Origin of the sequence: Paenibacillus tarimensis, from assembly GCF_021532315.1 — a bacterium.
Lineage (GTDB): Bacteria > Bacillota > Bacilli > Paenibacillales > Paenibacillaceae > Paenibacillus_I > Paenibacillus_I tarimensis.
The window spans coordinates 118,029-136,715 of sequence record NZ_JAKGAO010000006.1 but is presented as its reverse complement, the minus strand read 5'-3'; the positions used below and the strand labels follow the sequence as shown (position 1 = coordinate 136,715).

Here is an 18,687-nt window from a genome sequence, read left to right as displayed (position 1 = left end):
GGCAGCACAGCTGATTACCGTTTAGAGGCCGTCCAGCATATCAGGCAAATACGCAATATTCTCGGCCAGCCACCGCATCTCTCTGGCAAAACGCGCAGGCGGAACGCTGTGGCTGTCCATATCTCCTGTGATCCACCATGTGCTTTCCATATACCACAGCAGCTGCAGACCATTGGTTAAGTACCCTTCCGCAGTCTGCCTCTCCTCCGCGTAGCCTTCCATAAATGCAGAAGCCAGGCGCATATCCAGCTCCTGTTCGTTCCAGGCGCAGGACATGACCGCCCGGGCGGCATCCGCCTGCGGATAGTCATAATCCAGCCTGTCAAAATCCAATATCGCCGACAGCCTGTCTCCTGCAAACAACAAATTATCCGCCCATAGGTCGCGGTGCGCCCAACCAGACTGAAGGCACGTTAACAAATCCATGCTAAAGGCTTCGGTCGCTTTTCTCTGCAGCTCAAATTCATCTGCGAGATGGCTTATTTTGTCTGCTGGCAGTTCTCTGAACAAGGTATTCCAGTGATCAATCCGCGCCTGCTTCCGTGGAGGTTCAAATACCGGTAAAGCAATGTTAAGGGCTCCATCGTTCAAGAGACGATGCATTCTGCCTGTGGACTTACCCAGCTCAAACAGCTGGGGGGCATTCAATTGACCTGCCGGAACCACCTCCCCGCTGCAATGCTCCATGACGATGAATAAGTCACCCTGCTCTGATGCAAACATAATCGTCTGGTTTTCTGTCAGCAGCCGCGGGCAGGCCAGACCTGCCGCATGCAGCCTTACCTGCTCATTCAGCGCAAGCATTAATTTGTCCTGTTTATACAGCCTGTACCTCTCGGGATTATACTGTTTGATCAAGAAGGTGCCTGAGTCCGTCACGACCTTCCACTTCAAATTCAACCAGCCGCGCTTAACCGGCTTAACATCCTGCTGCCTGCCAATAAGATGCTGACAAGCTGCCAGTATATCCTCCTGAATCTGTTCCTCTGTCCGGATCACATCCACACTCTCCTCTTCCCTATTCAAACTCCCACCCTGCCCTGCTACAGCCTTGACTTCAGCAGGCTAGCTTGGCTTAACCCGTCTTAACTCTACCTACTGCCAGTAAAACATACCTGCAGCTTCCAGGGAAAGTCTTGACATTTTCACCCCCAGCAATGTAATCTATATCTGCCTAATGTAAATTATATATTACGTATGAAAGGTTTAGTTTACTTACAAGGAGGCTTCGTAAATGTGCCTATCAACAAAGTAAAGCTTGCGCGTCTGGAGAAAGGGATCACCCAAATTGAGCTTGCACGTAAAGTAAATGTCACTAGACAGACAATCAGTTTGATTGAGTCAGGCAGCTACAATCCTACCTTAAAGCTGTGTATTGATTTGGCGGAGGCACTGGATAAGACGTTGGATGATTTATTTTGGGAGGGGAAGAAACATGAAAGATAGTATGAGAAAATGGATGAAAATAACGGTGCATGATGATGAACGGGTGCAGGCGCTGGAGTACAGATCCTATGCGGAGGCGGGCTTCCTGGTAGCCGTCATCAGCTTCCTCGACATGGTCATACGAGGCGTGTTCCTTGACAGACCGCTGTCGGAATGGGCTTTTAGCGCCGCTGTCTTTGGGGTCTTCATCCTGTACGTCTTTATTCGAAATATTACCTTCAGGATTCGTGACGAAGACCTGCTCGAAGCGGATGAGTTGAAGGAGAAGCGAACCGAAGAAGTCACGTTTTTCATTGCGTTCGCCCTCTACGTAGGCTGGAGAAAAGTTTACAGAGGTATGGAGGTACTGCCGTCCGGCTGGGTTGATTGGGCCCAGAGCCTTCTGGCTATGATCGTTATCTATGTCGTCATCTACGGCTTCCTTTATCTCGCAAAACGGGCCGCACGACTGTTCAAGAAGTCTTCCGGCAACAGCTAGCCGCTGATGCAGTCCTGTTCCCTCTGCCTGGCCGAATGCAGCAAGGGCGAATCAAAAAGTAGTCACCGTATTAAGGGGGTGCCCCAGGTCATGTGGATGACTTATGGGACACTCCCTCATTCTGGCTCATGTCATCGGGCCAATGCTCACACCTGCTCTTCTGCGATAACACCCTTCTTCAAAATCAGATTCGCATACAGGGCACTCTCGCTAGTTGCCACAATAGCGTAAGCCTTCCTCGCCCGCTCATAGAACGCAAACCGTTCCACCTCTTCAAAAGGAGTCTGCAGCCCGGTCCGGCCCGCGATAATACGCCCGTACTCCTCCCAAATCGGCGTCTTCGCCGTATCTCCCGGGACAATCTGCATCAGGCATACGGGTTTATCCACATACTGATCCAGCGGGAACAGCTGCAATATCGCGTCGAGCAGCTCCGGCACCCGGTGACCGTCACAGCGGATCAGGCGTGCAGCATGGCTTGCAGCGGGAAAATTGCCGTCCGCCAGGACAATTTCGTCGCTGTGCCCCATTTCCATAAGAACCTTCAACAGCTCTGGTGAAATTACCTTCGGTATCCCATGCAGCATATCATCGACTCCCTCTCATAATAGTAGAGGTACATATACCTGCAAATGTGCAGCTTATTCTGGGCTCCCAGAGCTTACTCGGTGAAATACCTGCGAATGCCTTCGCTTGCCGATCGCATCGCCATGTGACGCCGTGCACCGCGCTCTGGGAACTTCGCCTGCTTGCTCCTCTGGCTGACCCTGTCTTGTGACGTCGAGCAGCGTGCTCTGGGAGCTTTGCCTGCCTGCCCAGCAGCCTGAACATCGCATGCCTAATCAGAACCTTCGCTTGCTGCCCCTGCAGCCTGGAGAATCGAATGCCAACGGTATCTTCGCTTGCCGCTCCGGCAGCCAGAAGCAGCGCATACCAACAGTGCCTACAATTGCTGCTCCGGCAGCCCAAGGCATGCCTATCAAGCGCCGGCTTAGCTGTAATCTACAGTCTGCTATACGACTCGTACGCCCGCTCCCAGCTCTCCGTCTCCTCTAGCTCATAGGTCCGAATAACGAAGGAGTCTGCAACCAGCTGTCTCGCCTCCCGCAGCGATGCACAGTGCCCGCCAGCCATCAGCTGCACCAGCATGTTGCCGATGGAGCTGGCCTCCACCGGTCCGGCCCATACCGGCCTGCCCAGCGCCCCAGCCGTGAAACGGCACAGCAGCTCATTCTGAATGCCGCCGCCCACCATATGCAGCCCGCCGAACCGGCGTCCTGTCAGCTGTTCGGTCTGCTCCAGCGCTTCCCGATAGCGAAAGGCCAGGCTCTCCAGAATGCAGCGGACAATCTGTCCCCGCGTCTCCAGCTCCGGCTGCCCGGTCTCGCGTATATAGGCATTTAACTCAGCAAGCATATCAGCGGGTGCATAGAACCGGCTGTCATCTGGTCTGATCAGGCTGCGGAACGGAGCGGCAGAGTCGGCTTCGGCAATCAGCTGAGGGTATTCCGCCGATTCGCCGAGCTCCTCCCACTGCCGCTTGCATTCCTGCAAAATCCATAGGCCCATAATGTTCTTCAGCAGCTGATACGTGTTCCCCACGCCGCCCTCATTGGAAAAATCAAGCGCACGCGCCTCCGGTGTCACATTCGGCTGCGCCAACTCCGTACCGAGCAGTGACCAGGTGCCGCACACCAGGTAGGCAAAAGGCTCACCGCTCACAGCGGGAACCGCTGCAATCGCCGATTCCGTATCATGGGAGCCAACCGCCACCACCGTTACCTGTTGCACACCAAGCTCTTCCCGTACCTCTTCGGTCAGAGGGCCGATGTGTTCCCCCGGCTTAACGGGCTCAAGGAACATGCCGGACGGGATGCCCAGCCGGTCCATAAGCGCTCTGTTCCAGCTCTGTTCCAGCGGATCATACAGCCCTGTTGTAGTCGCCATTGTAAACTCGCACACCTTCCTGCCGGTCAGATAATACGCCAGCAGGTCAGGAGTCAGCAGCAGGGTATCCGCCGCGTCCAGCTTGGGTGATGCTGCCTTGCGCATGGCATAGAGCTGGTAGATGGTATTGAACGGCATGAACTGTACGCCGCTATGCGCGTACAGCTCTTCCTCTCCAACCAGATTTCCAACTTCCTCAACCAGTCCATCTGTCTGCGGGTCGCGGTAGTGATAAGGGTTGCCAAGCAGCTCGCCGTTCCTATCCAGCAGCCCAAAATCAACCCCCCATGTATCAATGCCCAGCGTCCCGGGTTCGTACCCGGCCTGGCATGCTTTCCGAATTCCGGTCTTCACCTCATGCAGCAGCCGCAAAAAATCCCAATGCAGATGGCTGCCTGTCGTTACCGCCTGATTCGGGAAGCGGTGAATCTCCGTCACCTCAAGCCGCCGCCCGCCTGTCCCGTTCTCTCTCAGCTCGCCAATCAGAGCCCGGCCGCTGCCAGCACCCAGATCAAAGGCGAGAACGGCTGCTGTGTCGCTCATCGTTCCTCATCCCCTTCAGCTGGTCTGACTGAAGCCTCACTTCATCTTCTGAAGCAGCTCAATCCGGTAAGCCTCACTCTCGAGCGATGCAATCTCCTCGTATTCTTCCTTTGTCAGCACCTTCGGCTCGCGGATCGCACTGGCGATCAGATAGATCTTCGTGCTTTCCTCTACCACCTCGGTACGGTAATACGCCTCACGCAGATTGCGGCCGGTCGTTACAAGTCCATGGTTGCCCAGCAGAATAGAACTGGCTTCGTTAATTTTATCCACAACGGCATCCGCCAGCTTATCGGTTGTCGGCAGTACGTACGGGACATAGACTGTCCGGCCGACGAGCGCCGCCTGATCCGGGAACATAACCGGAAGCTCCTGCTCCACCAGCGTGAATGCAATACAATACGGCGGGTGAGTATGGACAATCGCACCGATATCCGGGTTAGCCCGGTACGCGTACAGATGCATAAGCACCTCGGATGAAGGCCGCAGGCCGATGTCCTTTATGGCTCCCGTCTCGATATTCACCTCTACCCACTGCTCCGGTTCAATCTCATCCAGCGCAAAGCCGCTTGGCGACAAATACATATAGCCTTCATGTCTCGCACTAAGGTTGCCGCCGGGACCGACCACTAGCTTGTTGGCGACCGTCTTGCGCGCATATTTGCACAGCTCCTCACGAATGCTGCTGCTGTTCCCTGCCATCCTCATCCACTCCTCTCCGGCTAACTTATTTATACAAGGGGCCAAAACTGCTGCACGCCCGGTAGTCCGCGCCTTCTGGATCAGCCGTTCCAAACAGTGACCAGGCGCGCGGACGGAAAATCCTCTCTTCTGCCACATTGTGCATGTTAACGGGAATCCGCAGCATGGAAGCCAGCGTGATCAGATCGGCGCCAATATGGCCATAGCTGATAGAGCCGTGATTCGCCCCCCAGTTATTCATCACGTCATAAACACTTTTGAACGCGCCCTCTCCCGTCAGTGACGGGGCAAACCAGGTCGTCGGCCAAGTGGGGTCTGTGCGTTTATCCAATACATCGTGCACGTCTTCAGGCAGATCCACCGAGTAACCTTCGGCGATCTGCAGCACAGGTCCAATCCCCTTCACCAGGTTGATACGGGACATGGTCATCGGCATTCCGCCCTTGGTGAGATAATCGGATGAATAACCGCCGCCGCGGAAATATTCCAATGTTGCCGCACGCCACTGCGTGGCATCCAGGCAAGCCTGCGCTTCCTGCTCCGAAATCTCCCAGAACGGCTTCATTGCCGGCTTGCCGTCCCTGGTCATCTGGCCCGTTCCATCCAGCGCAGCCGGCCCCGAGTTAATCAGATGAAGCAGACCGTTCGAAGCCGCACCCTCCAGCTTATGTCCGGTCACCCGCTCAACCGAATCCGGACTCCAATATGTCCGCACATCGGCAAATATCTGTGCCGTATTCGTCAGCAGGTAGCCCATCAGCATCACTGCCGCGTTCAGGCTGTCATTCTCTGTTGCCACAATATACGGCGCCCGGATTCCGTTCCAGTCGAATGACGAGCTGAGCATCGCTTCCATGAAATCACCATTGGGAAAATGATCCGTCCACTGGCGCTGCCCCTGGAAGCCAGCCGCGATCGCGTGATGGCCGAGTGCTTCTTCACCGAAGCCAAGCTCAGCCAGCCGCGGATTGCCAACCATCAGATCGCGAGCGATCATCGTCATCTTCACAACAGTCTCCCAGTCCCGATCCTTAAGCTCACGTGACGACTGCCGTTCCCCCGGGTTGTTATCGGGGCCTTCCTTGCAATTCTCCTTCACCCATGACAACGCTTTCGAGAATTCGTCGCGATCATATATGCCTTCCTCTATCCTTCTGACGAATTCCGTCATGTCAATGTATTCGGTCCGCATACCCAGGTATTCCTGGAAGAAGCTGTCGCTTACAATCGAGCCTGCGATCCCCATGGATACAGAGCCCATCGATAGATACGACTTGCCGCGCATATAGGCTGCTGCAAGACCGGCCCGCGCAAATCCGAGCAGCTTATCCTTCACATCCTCCGGCACCTCTTCTGCATCCGCCTCCTGCACCTCTTCACCATATATGCCGAAAACAGGGAGTCCTTTTTGAGCGTATCCAGCGAGCACCGCTGCCAAATAGACCGCACCCGGACGTTCGGTGCCGTTAAAGCCCCATACCGCCTTGGGGATTGAGGGATCCATATCCATCGTCTCGGTGCCATAGCACCAGCATGGCGTGACAGTTATCGATACCCCCACACCCGACCTAGCAAATTTGTCCGCGCAGGCAGCTGCTTCCGCAACGCCGCCGATCGTCGTATCAGCGATAACGCATTCCACCGGCTCGCCATTGGGATAACGAAGATGCTCCGACAGCAGTGCCGCGGTCGCCTTCGCCATCCGCATCGTCTGATCCTCCAGTGATTCACGAACCCCATTGCGCCTGCCGTCGATTGTCGGGCGGATGCCTATTCTAGGGAAACCGCCCAGCCAGCGTGACTCTTGAGCTTTGCTCATTTACAAATCCCTCCCGTATGTCTAATGTATGACAGGATGCCTATAAGCCCTGTTGTAACGCAATTAAAATGTTATCGATAACATTACCATAACAACACCATCTCTTGATGTCAACGCTTACTTTTCGGTATGATAGACATAAGCAGCAGCAGACAAGGAGAGCTAAACATGGTTACCATCTATGATATAGCGGCCAAAGCAAATGTATCTGCCATGACCGTATCAAGAGTTATCAATAACACCGGGAAAATCAGTGACAAAACACGGGCCAAAGTCCGTAAAGTGATGGAAGAGCTGAATTACGTTCCGAACCATAATGCCCGGAGCCTGGTCCTTCAGCAGACCCGCAGCATCTTCCTGCTGATCACGGACATCACCAACCCGTTCTATACCACACTCGCCAGGGGAGCAGAGGATGCAGCCCGCAAGAGCGGCTATCGGCTGCTGTTCGGCAACAGCGACGAGAATCTGGCCAAGGAAGTAGATTATATCCAGACGATTCTGACGACCCGTGTGGATGGCGTGCTTATTGCTCCGGCAGGCGACCCTTCTCTTCCTCACCTGGATACGCTGAAGAAGCACAACGTGCCGTTCGTACTGCTGGACCGCGAGGTGCCCGGCATTGAATGTGACATTGTGCTCGGAGACAGCAAGGACGGGGCCCGGCGTCTTGTTGAGCATCTGATAAGCCAGGGTCATAAACGCATCGCCCTTGTTAACGGCTCCTCCTCCGTATCGAGCGCCAGACTGCGGCTTCAAGGATATCAGGAGGCCCTTAAGCTAGGCGGGGTTGAATGCCGTGACGAATACCTGTTTGAAGCAGGGTTCGGACCTTCCCATGACCCCCACGGAATCAAATGCTGGTTCGATGGCCTCTCCGAGCAGCCAACCGCCATCATGGCCGGCAACAACGTTCTGGCATTAGCTATCATCCGGCTGCTGCACGAGCGCGGGCTCAAGGTGCCGGACGACCTGTCTGTCGTCTGCTTCGACGACTTGGGTCCATTCGCAGAGATTGATCCCTTCCTCACGGTAGCCGCCCAGCAGGCCTATCAATTCGGCTATCTCGGCATCCAGCTGCTGATCGGCCGACTGGCCGAAAGGGAGACGGCATCCCCCTGGAATAAAATCGTACTGCCCGCAGACCTGCTCATCCGCCGTTCGGTCAAGCGTCTGACGCCTGCAGATTGACATTCTCTACTCTATGAAAGGAAAAAGCAGCTTCTGGTTCTCCTCCGTATACATGTTCGCTCTAGTAATCACGACTGAGCCTGTGTCGATCACAGGCTCCACCCGTTCGCCTGCTGCTGCCGCAGCAGCTGTCCGCACGGCGAGGTATCCCATATTGAATGGACGCTGGACAACAGTGGCATCGAGCACGCCACGCTCCATATAAGCGATCTCATCCATCGAGCTGTCAAACCCGACTAGTCGTACCGTCCCGGCCAGTCCCGCCTCCTCAATTGCCTTGGCTGACCCGACGACGGTCATCTCGTTAAGAGCCGCGATGGCCTTAAGATCAGGCTCTTCCTCAAGAAGTTCTCTGGTCAACTCATAAGCCTGCTCAACCGAAGAGTCACTGTAGCGCGTCTGCAGCAGCCGCAGACCACTGATGCCAGTCATGCTGTCACGTACGCCTGCCTCCCGTTCAATTGCGGTGGTAGATCCCCTGACAAAGCTAATAATCACCGCCGTGTCACCTAGCATCAGCCCGCTGCCAAGCGCCCTGCCCGCCTTGCGTCCCGCAGCATAGTTATCCGTCGCAATCAAGCTTGCCGCCTGCTCTTCGCTGACACCTGAATCAACCGTGACAAGCGTTATGCCCGCTTCTCTAACCTTGCTGGCCGCTGGTACCAGGCGGTTGTAGTCCGTAGCGGCCAGTATAACGGCCCGCGGCTTCTCCCGCACCGCCTGCTCCAGCAGTGCGATCTGGCCTTCCACATCTGCTTCTTCAGCGGTACCTGCCACATGAATTTCCGCTCCCACCTCTGCAGCAGCTGTGTGAACGCCCTGCAGCATCACCTGCCAGAACTCCGTTCCCGGCGCTGTTGTCTTTGGCATAAACCAGATGACCGACGCCTGCTGCTGCTTCCAGTTCTGGACTGTCACCAAGACAATAGATGCTGCCGCTATAGCGAGCAGAGCCGCCACGGCCAGTATTCTGCCTGCTCCCATAATCTGCATCTACTCCTCCCGCCTCTGAAGGGGAATCCGGACATAGACGGTTGTTCCTTCATCCCAGTCACTCTCGAACCTTAACCCATAACCTTCGCCATAATTTAGCCGCAGCCTGTGGCTGACATTATGCAGTCCTACACCCCCGCCGCCCCCCTTACTGACGCCTTGGCCTCCGCCTATATCCGGACCGCTGACTTCAGCCTGCCGCGCAAGCATCTGGTTCAAATTATCCGCATTGGTACCAGTGCCGTTATCCTCCACGAGGAGCATAATATCGTCTCCCTCCGCGTAACCCCTGATCCGGATATGTCCCGGGTCAGCCATATTCTTAATACCGTGATAGATGGCATTTTCGACAAGCGGCTGCAGCACCAGCTTGAGAATCAGGCAGTCAAGTATGTCCGGATCAACCTCCATCTCGTAAGTGAATTTATCCCGGTAACGGATGCACTGGATGGTCAGATAATGCTCGATATGATCCAGTTCCCGGCGGATCGGAACCCTCTCCTCCCCTTTGCTGATGCTTGTGCGCAGCAGCTTGGACAGGGCAGAGGTCATCCGGACCACCTCATTCATTTTCCCCGTTTCGGCCATCCAGATGATAGAGTCCAGCGTGTTATATAGAAAATGCGGATGAATCTGAGCCTGCAAGGCCTTAAGCTCGCTGAGCCGCTTATCCTCCTGCTCCTGCACAACCTGTTCCATCAGTTCTTTGATCTTGGCTGTCATGAGGTTGAAGGTTCGCGCCAGGCGGCCAAACTCGTTGGGGCTGTCGAAGTCGGTACGGGTATCGAAATATCCTTTTTCCACCAGCTTCATATTGCTGTTCAGCGCCTTTACCGGTTTCATGAGCCGTCTGGACAGCATAACCGAGATTCCCAGAGCCACAACCAGGCACAGAATACCCCAGAGAGCTGCCACCCGCTGCATATGCCCCTTACTGCCGACAAGCTCGTCCGGATCATTCACGCCGACTGTCTTCCAGCCATACCCGGATGAATGAACGGTATATAATTTGCGAACGCCGCCTGCTTCGAACTTAAATGTCCGGTCAGCGGACGACAGAATGGCATCCACGGCCTCTGACTTCAAGCCGGAGTAGACTAGCTGCTGCTGCGGGTGATAAACCAGGCTGCCCTCGGGATCCAGCAGGAAGATATACCCCCGGCTGCCCATATGAATACGGCTGCATAGGTCATTGATGACGCTGAAATTCAGATCAACGAGCAGCACACCGCCCGGATTCCCTTCCTCTCTCCCCGGTAAAGTGCAGCTTAGCGATACGACCCAGCGGTACTCCTGCTCGAACAGATGCTGCACCCTGGAGGATGAAATAACCAGCTGCCCGCCAGCTTCTATGGCCTGCGTGTACCAATCCTGGAGGCTCAGCTCACGGTAAGGCTTCGGCACTGCGTCTCCCCTGCTGCTTACGATCACCCCGTTCGTTCCCGCAAACATGATGGCCGCAATATCACTGCGCGAGGATACAATTGACTGGAAGAGCTTCTCCGTCTCCTCTCTAATGCGCTGCGTCTCGGCCCCGTCACTATCCTCCAGCATGCTGAGCCTCCGCAGCGGTTCCTGCCTGGCCGCAAGCTCGGAGATACTCTCCATATTGGCTATGTACGTATTGATGTTCCGGCTGACCTGCTCCACCAGCTGTGCTGTATACTGCAGGGAGTTATCAGTTACAGCCTCCGAAGACACCCGGTAAGTGTTGTAGCTGAGCACCAGCGTGGTACAGATGATCAGCACGGAAAAGGCGATTGCTATGCTGGTGTGTATGCTCTTGAACTGAAGCCAGCGCAGCCGCTTCATAAGCGGACGCTTCCCCTGCGGGACGCACGGAATGCCTTAGGCGTCTCGCCCGTATGCCGTTTGAACAGCACACTGAAATACTGCGGATCGTTATATCCCACCTTGCCCGCAATTTCATAGGTTTTCAATGCGGAAAATTCCAGCAGCTCCTTTGCTTTCCCGATTCGAAGCCGGGTCAGCCGCTCCACAAATGTTTCACCAGTTGCCTGCTTAAAGAGACTGCTGAAATAGCTGACGCTCAAGTACAAGTGGCCGCACAGCTCCTGAAGCGAGAATGCAGGGTCCGTATACCGCTCTTCTATATAGGCGAGCGCAGCTGCAATCTGCCCGGTATGGACACACGAGCGCTTCTCCATCACATGATTCATCACAAGCCGGCAGGTCTGCGCCAGCCACTCCCCAGCCTCGTCAAGCGTTTGCAGCTTGCGGATTTGGCCAAACGGATCGTTCCCAAGCACCGACTGCTCATCAAATCCGGCTTCATTCACCCAGTTCATTAAAGCAACGAGAATTTTATAAAGCCCTTGCATACAGGCAGATACCTGCGTTCCCGTATGCCCCTGCTCTTCGGCCCATTGGCTGATGACATCCGTAACCTGCATGAGCTTACCGCTCTTAACGGCGGCAATCAGCCTGGCTTCCCATTGCCCGCCGGTGCGACCGCTTCGTCTGCCAAACTCGAGGTCTCCTATGGAGATAATGGCCCCGCGTCCCATCAAAAATCGGTATTCCAGCGCTGCCGCTGCCTCCCGGAAGGAGTCGGACAGCAGACACGGAGACTCGCACAGGCCGCCGATGCCTACTGTAACTGACAATTTCAGATATTTGGCCACACTGTTTCTGGCATGCTCCGCCAGGGCGCCGACCTCTGCTTCAAGCCGTCCCGGCACTCCCCCTGCGAAGACCGCTATCCGGTCCTCCCTAGTCTGGAATACAATGCCTCCATATTCCCCTTCGAACCATTCCTTAAAGATGTTTGCAGCGGCGAAGCGCAGCAGCTCTCCATCCACTGCTTCCCTCCCCATCTCTGTTTCACTTCCTCTGCCTGAGGGCTCATCCAGCTCGGCAACAAGCGCTATATAAGAAGGCCCCGACAAAGACAAATGAAAGTAGGCAAACTTGCGCGCCACTTCATCTGCGGACAGCCTTATAATAGAAAGGCGGTCAAGAAACCGCTCCCGCAGCAGCGGGAAGCTCTCATTCAGCTTGCGTCGCAAGGCACTGAGATCCTCGCGGTGAGCCCTCTCGGCATCCAGTTCCTGCTTTATTCCAGACAGAAATGCAGTGAACTCTGCCAGATTCAGAGGCTTTAGCAGATAATCCTTCACATTCAGCTTGATCGCCTGCTTCGCGTATTCAAAATCCTCATAGCCGGTCACAATAACCAGCTTCACATCCTTTGACTTCGCCATTATGTGCCGCGACAGCTCCAGCCCATCCATAAAGGGCATACAGATATCCGTGATTACGACATCCGGCTTAAGCGCTTCATACCCGTCAAGCGCATCTACGCCGTTGGCAAAGTCGCCCACCAGCCGGAACCCGGCACCCTCCCAGTCCGTCTTCAGCTTCATGCCTTCCCTGACTTCATCCTCATCATCTACCAGCATAATCGTGTACAATCACCGTACACCTCCTGCAGTCATCCCTGTGCGGGCTAGGTATGGCCACCTGCTGACAAGCATTGACCAAAATTTAATGTAACCGTTTACATTTCGGTCTGCACAAACCTGCCTGATCCGTGCCGGCATCCATGTATCCGGCCGGCTTACATGCCACGACCAATGACAGAGTGCGAGAAGCAGGCGACAGGACAGGTTTATGTAATACCATTCAGAGCAAATATAAAATAAAGCGTGGCTGTTTACTTATCCTCCCGGATCATTTCCAGCAGCGCAGTCGGAATTGTGAACTGCTGATTGTCAATAACGATGCGTTCCATCAGATTAAGGTCAGATGCAGACTGCTCTTCCCTCATGACGCTGATCTCCTTGTGCAGGCGTTCCATCTGCAGATCCAATGAGGCGGATGATTCGGCGGCCGCCTTCAGCTCATCCAGCAGCCGGTCAGGGACGGATTGATTATATTTATAGAATATCTTATGCTCCAGGCTCGCCCAGAAATCCATTGCAATCGTCCGGATCTGAACCTCCATACAGACATGCTCCTGCCGGTCGGACATGTAAACCGGGACCTCCAGAATCAGATGCAGGCTCCGGTAGCCGTTCGGTTTCGGATTCTTAATATAATCCTTTACTTCCAGAATATTGAGGTCGTGCTGTCTTCCCAGCATCTCGCTGATCCTGTAGATGTCGGAGACGAAGGAACAGGTAATCCGCATGCCGGCGATATCCTGAATATTGCGCTTAATGCTCGGCAGCGACATTTCGCAGCCCTTCCTCACCAGCTTTTCAATAATACTTTCCGGTGATTTAATGCGGGTCTTCGTATGCTCAATCGGATTATAATCATGCAGAAGGTGAAATTCCTCATTCAGAATCTTCACTTTCGTTTCCATTTCATCGAGCGCAAATTTGTATACCATCATGAACCGTGTGATGCTTTCCTTGAACTTCTTGAACTGCTCAATCGGATAATGTAAGCTCATGTCCTGCTCTCCTCCCAGATGCCTATCTACTCTATATTGATCGGCATCCCATTAAGAGCATATTACAGAACAGAAGGAGAACGCAAATCAAGGAAGCCCTCCTCATTCCTCATTCATACAGCAGCGGCTTAATCTCTTCCGAATCCATATTGGCTGCATCATACCAGTGGAAGCCGGTGTCGATCATTTTCTCAACCGTTTCCCCGTTCAGCGCCTGTACCGCTGCCTTGACCGACCAATAGCCTATGCCGATCGGGTCCTGTGTCACAGCGCCTGCCATCGTACCGCTGCGGATCGCTTCCAACTGCTGCTTGCCCGAGTCAAAGCCAACAATAGTGACTTCGCCGGTTTTGCCCGCCTCAGTGACTGCATTAATCGTTCCGATCGCCGAGCCTTCATTGGCAGCAAAAAAGCCCTTGAGATCAGGATGCGCCTGCATGATCGCCTTCGCAAGGTCAGTGGACTTCAGCTGGTCGCCTCCGCCATACTGGATATCCACGATCTTGATGTCCGGGTATTGGGACTCGATGCGTTCCTTGAAGCCGTCCCTGCGGTCCACACCTGTCCTGCTCGTCTGGTCATGCACGATTAGGGCTATTTCACCAGAGCCGCCGATTAGCTCCGCCATCTTGTCAGCCGCCAGTGCGGCCGCCGCCTTATTGTCCGTCGCAGCCGTTGTTACCGGAATATCGCTGTCCACACCAGAGTCAAATCCGACTACCGGGATGCCGGCTTCCTGAGCGCGCTGCAGCAGCGGAAGCGAGGCTTGGCTGTCCAGCGCAGCGAAGGCAAGCGCGCTCGGCTTCTTATCAAGAGCAGCCTGCAGCATTTCGATCTGCTTGTCGACCTGAGATTCCGTCTCCGGCCCTTCGAAGGTGATGGACACATCCAGCTCCTGTGCCGCCTTCTCAGCCCCCTGCTTGACCGCTTGCCAGAATTGATGCTGGAAGCCCTTGGAGATGACCGGAATATACGGCTTGCCCTGGGCTGTGCCGGCCTTGCTGCCAGCAGCCGCTGTACTGCCGTTACCCGTAGAACTATCGCTGCCATTCCCACAGGCTGTGAGCAGCACTACAGCAAACACAATCAGCAGCTTAAATCCTATCCGCTTCTTCATTCCAATCTCCCCTTATCGTATAGTAGATACCTGTTATTTCTTACGGCGGCGCAGAATATCTGCATACACAGCGAGCACAACCACCAGACCGACGAGCACTATCTGCCACTCCTGCGGTACCGAAAGGATCCGCAGACCGTTCGTCATCACACTCATGATCAGCGCACCGATAACGGTCCCCAGAATCGAGCCTCTTCCACCGCTTAATGAAGTGCCGCCTATGACAACAGCTGCAATGGCTTCCAATTCATAGCCCGCGCCCAGAGCCGGCTGGGCGGAATTGAGCCGAGAAGCCATCAGAATACCGGCAATCCCGCTGAAGATACCAGTCATCGCATAGATGGCGATTTTCCACCTGCGGACATTGATCCCTGACAAACGCGTTGCTTCTTCATTGCTGCCAAGTGCAAAATTGTAACGTCCGATAATCGTCTTATTCAGCACAATGCCTGCGGCGATTGCGAGCCCGAAGAAGACAAAGACCGCATAGGGGATACCGAGTATCGTGCCCATTGCGAGCTTGGAGAAGCTCGGTGTCTCGTTAAAGTAGATGGGCCTTGTTCCCGATACAACCAGCGACAGCCCCTTAGTCACCATCATCATGCCAAGTGTCGCAATAAAGGGCGGGATCTGCATGCGCGCAACGAACCAGCCGCTGACAAAGCCGCACAGCATGCCCGTCAAAATTCCCCCCGCTATCCCGAATGGAACCGGCAGTCCCCAGAATGAGATAACGACACCTGTCATGACCGCTGAAAAGGTCATCACGGTACCGACAGACAAGTCAATGCCGCCGGTTATGATGACAAATGTTGAACCCAGCGCCAGCACGCCGATTACGGCAGTGGACAGCATAATGCCGATCAGATTATCAAACCGGAAGAAGTTTTCTGAAGCCAGAGAGAAGAACAGCACCAGCAGAATCAAGCTTGCAAAAGCGAGCAGCTTCTGTGTGGCCCCGCCGCGTAGTGAAATCGCTCGGGCCGGCTTGGCCGCTTGGGCCGTTTCGGTTACAGCACTCATCGCTTACCCTCCTGTTCTAATTGACGATATGGTCAGCCGCCTGTTCATCAAGCATTGCTCGAGCCTGTCACGCATGCTTAGTGTCAGCCTCCGTAATCCGCATGGTGGCATACCTCATGATCAGCTCCTGGGTAGCTTCCTCGCCATTCAGTTCTCCCGTGAGCCGGCCTTCGCACATGACCAGAACCCGGTGGCTCATCCGCAAAATCTCCGGCAGCTCGGACGAAATCATAATAATTCCTTTGCCCTGTGCAGCAAGCTCATCAAGAAGCTTGTAAATTTCCGCCTTGGCTCCGACGTCGATTCCTCTTGTCGGCTCATCGAAGATCAGGATGTCGCAGTCCCGCGTCAGCCACTTGCTGATGACCACCTTCTGCTGGTTGCCTCCGGACAGAAACTTGACAATCTGGCGGACGCCAGGGGTCTTGATCTGAAGCGATTCAACATATCTCTGCGCATTCTCATCCATGCTGGCATCCTGCATCCAGCCGGCTGCTGTACGGAAACGGCGGTAAGAGGAAACCGCAATATTCGTCCGTACATCCATATCCGTCATCAGCCCGTAACGCTTGCGATCCTCGCTCAAGTATCCGATCCCGTGCCGGACAGCGTCATGCGGTCCCCGGATCGTAAGCTTGCGTCCATGAATGAAGATTTCACCCGCATCCGGCCGGTCTGCACCGAAGATTAGCCTGGCCGTCTCAGTCCTCCCTGCACCCATCAGTCCTGCAATGCCGAGAATTTCGCCCTTCTTCAAAGTAAAGCTGACATCCCGGACAGCCCTGCCGCGGGACAACCCCTTAACCTCCAGCACCGTCTCAGCATTTGGCGGGGGAGCAGACTGCTTGGCGCTGATATACAGCTCTCTGCCCACCATCATGGAAATAATCCGGTCAATGGAAGTCTCCGCCGTCTTAACCGTATCGATGTAGCTGCCGTCACGCATGACCGTCATCCGGTCTGTCATGCGCTTCAGCTCTTCCATCCGGTGCGAAATATAGACGATGCCCACGCCCTGCTCCCGAAGCTGTCCCATCATCCGGAAGAGCTCCTCAATTTCCGAGCTTGTCAGCGCAGCCGTCGGCTCATCCATAATCAGCACTTTCGAGTTGTAAGACAGGGCTTTGGCGATTTCGACCATCTGCTGCTTTGCAACCGTTAAATCTCCAACCTTCGTGTCGGGGCTGAAATTCAGGTTTAGCTGACGGAACAGCTTCCCGGCATCCTTGTACAGCCTTCTATCATCCAGCAGCAGCCCGCACAGCCTGCGGGGCTCGCGTCCGATGAACAAATTTTGCGCCGCTGTCAGATCAGGCATCAGGTTCAGCTCCTGGTGAATAATTCCGATGCCAAGCTGCTGTGCCGACTTCGTATCCGGTATCTCAACCTCCTTGCCCATATACCTGATGGTGCCCGCATCCTTGCGGTAAACACCAGTCAACACCTTCATCAGTGTAGACTTGCCCGCACCGTTCTCACCTACAAGAGCATGAATCTCCCCGGCCCGGAGCTCGAATCGGCACTGCTTCAGTGCGTGCACACCGGGAAATGATTTCTCAATCCCTTCCATTATGACGAGCGGTACGTCCATATAAGACCACCTCGTTATGCTGTATTTGCCTGTCGTTTCCTTGAGCTGTATTTAGATATACTCAGATTGTAAGCGCTATCTAATTGTTGCGACATCGATAATCTTCCTGAAAAACATGGAATAATTTACGGTCCTGGAAGAGGAAAAGCAAGATCACTGCAGAAAAAGTACATCTGCATAACATCGGATAACGACAGGAGAGCTTGATATGGATACAACCCATGAACCGACCAATGAACGGCAGATGGCGGCAGCTGGTAATCAGTCCTCCCGCCCTCAACTCATCCTTGATGTCGGCGGCGTACTTGCGGCTAATCTGACTGATTTCTGGAGATATGCGGCCTCAGCAGCCGGGTTGTCCTACAGCGTGCTGCGAGGGAGATACAAGGAACAGCTGCGAACCAGCCTATGGACAGGCGAGCTCAGCGAAGCGGCCTTCTGGGGGTGGCTTGCGGAAGCTTGTCCGCTACTAAAAACCGAACAAGCGCAGGCAGCGCTTCAGAGCTGTCTGAAGCCGCTGCCTGCGCTTGCGTTACTTCCGCGCTGGCATCATATAGCGGATATTCATATCTTGAGCAACCATCGTGCGGAATGGCTTCGTCCCTGGCTTGCCCCATACCGCAACTATCTGACTTCTCTAACCATCTCAAGTGAAGCAGGCTGCTGCAAGCCTGACCCTGCCTTGTACCGGCTAGCCGCGGTTAATCTGCTGCCCGGCCGGAACACGCTCTACGTCGATGACGCGGAACACAATCTGGTCCCTGCAGCCGCACTCGGCTGGCATACCCTTCTGGCCGACCCAGAGGGATACTGGGTAAACCAGGTGGAAGACCTGCTGGCCTGCAGCACCTAAATCCCCCGCGAACCAAAGTCCCCGTTAGGTAAGCGGGTTCAGCTGCACCGCGGCCTGCTTGCCGCTGACCTGGATGCCCGTTGCCGGCGTGCCGGACGTCTTCAGTTCACGGCGCAGCTCCTCCAGCAGCTCCTTCGCCCGTGCTCCTTCCTTACCCTGCACCTTGACGACAAGCAGCACGGCGTCACCACTCTGCAGAATGCGTTCTGCCTGCAGCTTCTTCGTCTCATAATCATGCTCCTCGATGCCCGTCGTCAGGCGGATCTCCTTCACCTTCGGCGCCTTCTCGCGTTTGCGGGCCTGCTGCGCCTCTTCCTTGGCGACGCCTGCACGGACCAGGCGGCATGGCGGCGGACTGCTCATCATCGATGTGCAGACGAGATCAACCTTCAGCTCCTTCGCCATCGCAAGGGCATCCTTAGTTGACACCACACCCAGGTCCTCCCCATCCACGCCTGTCAGCTGCACCTCTTTGGCTTTTATTTTCTCATTCTTCAGCATCTGCTCCACTCCCCTAATCCGTCCGGCCTGTCTACCGAAAATATCCTTTATCTTACCTTCAAC

General features: G+C 54.9%; 17 protein-coding genes. 4 read left to right on the top strand and 13 right to left on the bottom strand.

Annotation, left to right across the window (positions count from 1 at the left end):
• Positions 1 to 21: 21 nt before the first annotated feature.
• Positions 22 to 1,026 carry a phosphotransferase gene (locus tag L1N82_RS05715; protein WP_235286417.1) on the bottom strand — a complete coding sequence of 335 codons (1,005 nt, stop codon included), beginning with the start codon at positions 1,024 to 1,026 and terminating at the stop codon, positions 22 to 24.
• 216 nt (positions 1,027 to 1,242) lie between these two features.
• On the opposite strand from L1N82_RS05715, the gene L1N82_RS05710 reads away from it, so the two are divergent.
• Together L1N82_RS05710 and L1N82_RS05705 are read left to right on the top strand one after the other, a co-directional pair.
• Complete coding sequence (locus L1N82_RS05710; RefSeq protein ID WP_407946707.1) at positions 1,243 to 1,446, top strand: helix-turn-helix transcriptional regulator; 204 nt, start codon at positions 1,243 to 1,245, stop codon at positions 1,444 to 1,446.
• Entirely contained in the window at positions 1,436 to 1,924 is a 489-nt protein-coding gene (locus tag L1N82_RS05705) for a DUF6773 family protein (protein WP_235286415.1), read from the top strand. The genes L1N82_RS05710 and L1N82_RS05705 overlap by 11 nt, the downstream gene beginning before the upstream one ends.
• Positions 1,925 to 2,070: 146 nt before the next feature.
• On the opposite strand, the gene L1N82_RS05700 is transcribed toward L1N82_RS05705, so the two are convergent.
• The 4 genes from L1N82_RS05700 to L1N82_RS05685 form a co-directional block, all read right to left on the bottom strand.
• Positions 2,071 to 2,511: an RbsD/FucU family protein gene (locus L1N82_RS05700; RefSeq protein ID WP_235286414.1), complete on the bottom strand. Its 441-nt coding sequence runs from the start codon at positions 2,509 to 2,511 to the stop codon at positions 2,071 to 2,073.
• A 415-nt stretch (positions 2,512 to 2,926) separates the two neighbouring features.
• Positions 2,927 to 4,414, bottom strand: a complete 1,488-nt coding sequence (locus L1N82_RS05695) for a rhamnulokinase (protein WP_235286413.1) — start codon at positions 4,412 to 4,414, stop codon at positions 2,927 to 2,929.
• Between the two features lie 36 nt (positions 4,415 to 4,450).
• Positions 4,451 to 5,116, bottom strand: coding sequence for a class II aldolase/adducin family protein (locus tag L1N82_RS05690; protein WP_235286412.1), 666 nt, complete (start codon positions 5,114 to 5,116; stop codon positions 4,451 to 4,453).
• 25 nt (positions 5,117 to 5,141) lie between these two features.
• Entirely contained in the window at positions 5,142 to 6,935 is a 1,794-nt protein-coding gene (locus L1N82_RS05685; protein WP_235286411.1) for an L-fucose isomerase, read from the bottom strand.
• A 168-nt stretch (positions 6,936 to 7,103) separates the two neighbouring features.
• Between L1N82_RS05685 and L1N82_RS05680 the strand changes: the two genes are divergently transcribed.
• Positions 7,104 to 8,126: a LacI family DNA-binding transcriptional regulator gene (locus L1N82_RS05680; protein WP_235286410.1), complete on the top strand. Its 1,023-nt coding sequence runs from the start codon at positions 7,104 to 7,106 to the stop codon at positions 8,124 to 8,126.
• 6 nt (positions 8,127 to 8,132) lie between these two features.
• On the opposite strand, the gene L1N82_RS05675 is transcribed toward L1N82_RS05680, so the two are convergent.
• The 7 genes from L1N82_RS05675 to L1N82_RS05645 form a co-directional block, all read right to left on the bottom strand.
• Positions 8,133 to 9,119, bottom strand: coding sequence for a substrate-binding domain-containing protein (locus L1N82_RS05675; protein ID WP_235286409.1), 987 nt, complete (start codon positions 9,117 to 9,119; stop codon positions 8,133 to 8,135).
• Positions 9,120 to 10,931, bottom strand: a complete 1,812-nt coding sequence (locus tag L1N82_RS05670; protein WP_235286408.1) for a cache domain-containing sensor histidine kinase — start codon at positions 10,929 to 10,931, stop codon at positions 9,120 to 9,122.
• Complete coding sequence (locus L1N82_RS05665; protein WP_235286407.1) at positions 10,928 to 12,553, bottom strand: response regulator; 1,626 nt, start codon at positions 12,551 to 12,553, stop codon at positions 10,928 to 10,930. The genes L1N82_RS05670 and L1N82_RS05665 overlap by 4 nt, the downstream gene beginning before the upstream one ends.
• Before the next feature lie 242 nt (positions 12,554 to 12,795).
• Positions 12,796 to 13,539, bottom strand: a complete 744-nt coding sequence (locus L1N82_RS05660) for a GTP pyrophosphokinase (RefSeq protein WP_235286406.1) — start codon at positions 13,537 to 13,539, stop codon at positions 12,796 to 12,798.
• A 109-nt stretch (positions 13,540 to 13,648) separates the two neighbouring features.
• On the bottom strand, positions 13,649 to 14,656 hold the full coding sequence (locus L1N82_RS05655) for an ABC transporter substrate-binding protein (protein ID WP_235286405.1): 1,008 nt from the start codon (positions 14,654 to 14,656) through the stop codon (positions 13,649 to 13,651).
• A 33-nt stretch (positions 14,657 to 14,689) separates the two neighbouring features.
• Entirely contained in the window at positions 14,690 to 15,679 is a 990-nt protein-coding gene (locus L1N82_RS05650; RefSeq protein WP_235286404.1) for an ABC transporter permease, read from the bottom strand.
• 67 nt (positions 15,680 to 15,746) lie between these two features.
• Positions 15,747 to 17,270, bottom strand: coding sequence for a sugar ABC transporter ATP-binding protein (locus tag L1N82_RS05645; RefSeq protein ID WP_235286403.1), 1,524 nt, complete (start codon positions 17,268 to 17,270; stop codon positions 15,747 to 15,749).
• Between the two features lie 208 nt (positions 17,271 to 17,478).
• Here L1N82_RS05645 and L1N82_RS05640 point away from each other — a divergent pair, with 208 nt between their 5' ends.
• The gene (locus L1N82_RS05640) at positions 17,479 to 18,123 is read left to right on the top strand and encodes an HAD family hydrolase (RefSeq protein ID WP_235286402.1); all 645 of its coding nucleotides are present in this window, start codon (positions 17,479 to 17,481) and stop codon (positions 18,121 to 18,123) included.
• Between the two features lie 24 nt (positions 18,124 to 18,147).
• On the opposite strand, the gene infC is transcribed toward L1N82_RS05640, so the two are convergent.
• Entirely contained in the window at positions 18,148 to 18,624 is a 477-nt protein-coding gene (infC, locus tag L1N82_RS05635; RefSeq protein ID WP_235286591.1) for a translation initiation factor IF-3, read from the bottom strand.
• Positions 18,625 to 18,687 lie beyond the last annotated feature (63 nt).

Excerpts from the sequence above, each read along its gene's own strand:
- L1N82_RS05705 (WP_235286415.1), top strand. The coding sequence starts at position 1,436 with ATGAAAGATAGTATGAGAAAATGGATGAAAATAACGGTGCATGATGAT.
- L1N82_RS05700 (WP_235286414.1), bottom strand. The coding sequence starts at position 2,511 with ATGCTGCATGGGATACCGAAGGTAATTTCACCAGAGCTGTTGAAGGTT.
- L1N82_RS05695 (WP_235286413.1), bottom strand. The coding sequence starts at position 4,414 with ATGAGCGACACAGCAGCCGTTCTCGCCTTTGATCTGGGTGCTGGCAGC.
- L1N82_RS05690 (WP_235286412.1), bottom strand. The coding sequence starts at position 5,116 with ATGGCAGGGAACAGCAGCAGCATTCGTGAGGAGCTGTGCAAATATGCG.
- L1N82_RS05685 (WP_235286411.1), bottom strand. The coding sequence starts at position 6,935 with ATGAGCAAAGCTCAAGAGTCACGCTGGCTGGGCGGTTTCCCTAGAATA.
- L1N82_RS05680 (WP_235286410.1), top strand. The coding sequence starts at position 7,104 with ATGGTTACCATCTATGATATAGCGGCCAAAGCAAATGTATCTGCCATG.
- L1N82_RS05675 (WP_235286409.1), bottom strand. The coding sequence starts at position 9,119 with ATGCAGATTATGGGAGCAGGCAGAATACTGGCCGTGGCGGCTCTGCTC.
- L1N82_RS05670 (WP_235286408.1), bottom strand. The coding sequence starts at position 10,931 with ATGAAGCGGCTGCGCTGGCTTCAGTTCAAGAGCATACACACCAGCATA.
- L1N82_RS05660 (WP_235286406.1), bottom strand. The coding sequence starts at position 13,539 with ATGAGCTTACATTATCCGATTGAGCAGTTCAAGAAGTTCAAGGAAAGC.
- L1N82_RS05655 (WP_235286405.1), bottom strand. The coding sequence starts at position 14,656 with ATGAAGAAGCGGATAGGATTTAAGCTGCTGATTGTGTTTGCTGTAGTG.
- L1N82_RS05650 (WP_235286404.1), bottom strand. The coding sequence starts at position 15,679 with ATGAGTGCTGTAACCGAAACGGCCCAAGCGGCCAAGCCGGCCCGAGCG.
- L1N82_RS05645 (WP_235286403.1), bottom strand. The coding sequence starts at position 17,270 with ATGGACGTACCGCTCGTCATAATGGAAGGGATTGAGAAATCATTTCCC.
- L1N82_RS05640 (WP_235286402.1), top strand. The coding sequence starts at position 17,479 with ATGGATACAACCCATGAACCGACCAATGAACGGCAGATGGCGGCAGCT.
- infC (WP_235286591.1), bottom strand. The coding sequence starts at position 18,624 with ATGCTGAAGAATGAGAAAATAAAAGCCAAAGAGGTGCAGCTGACAGGC.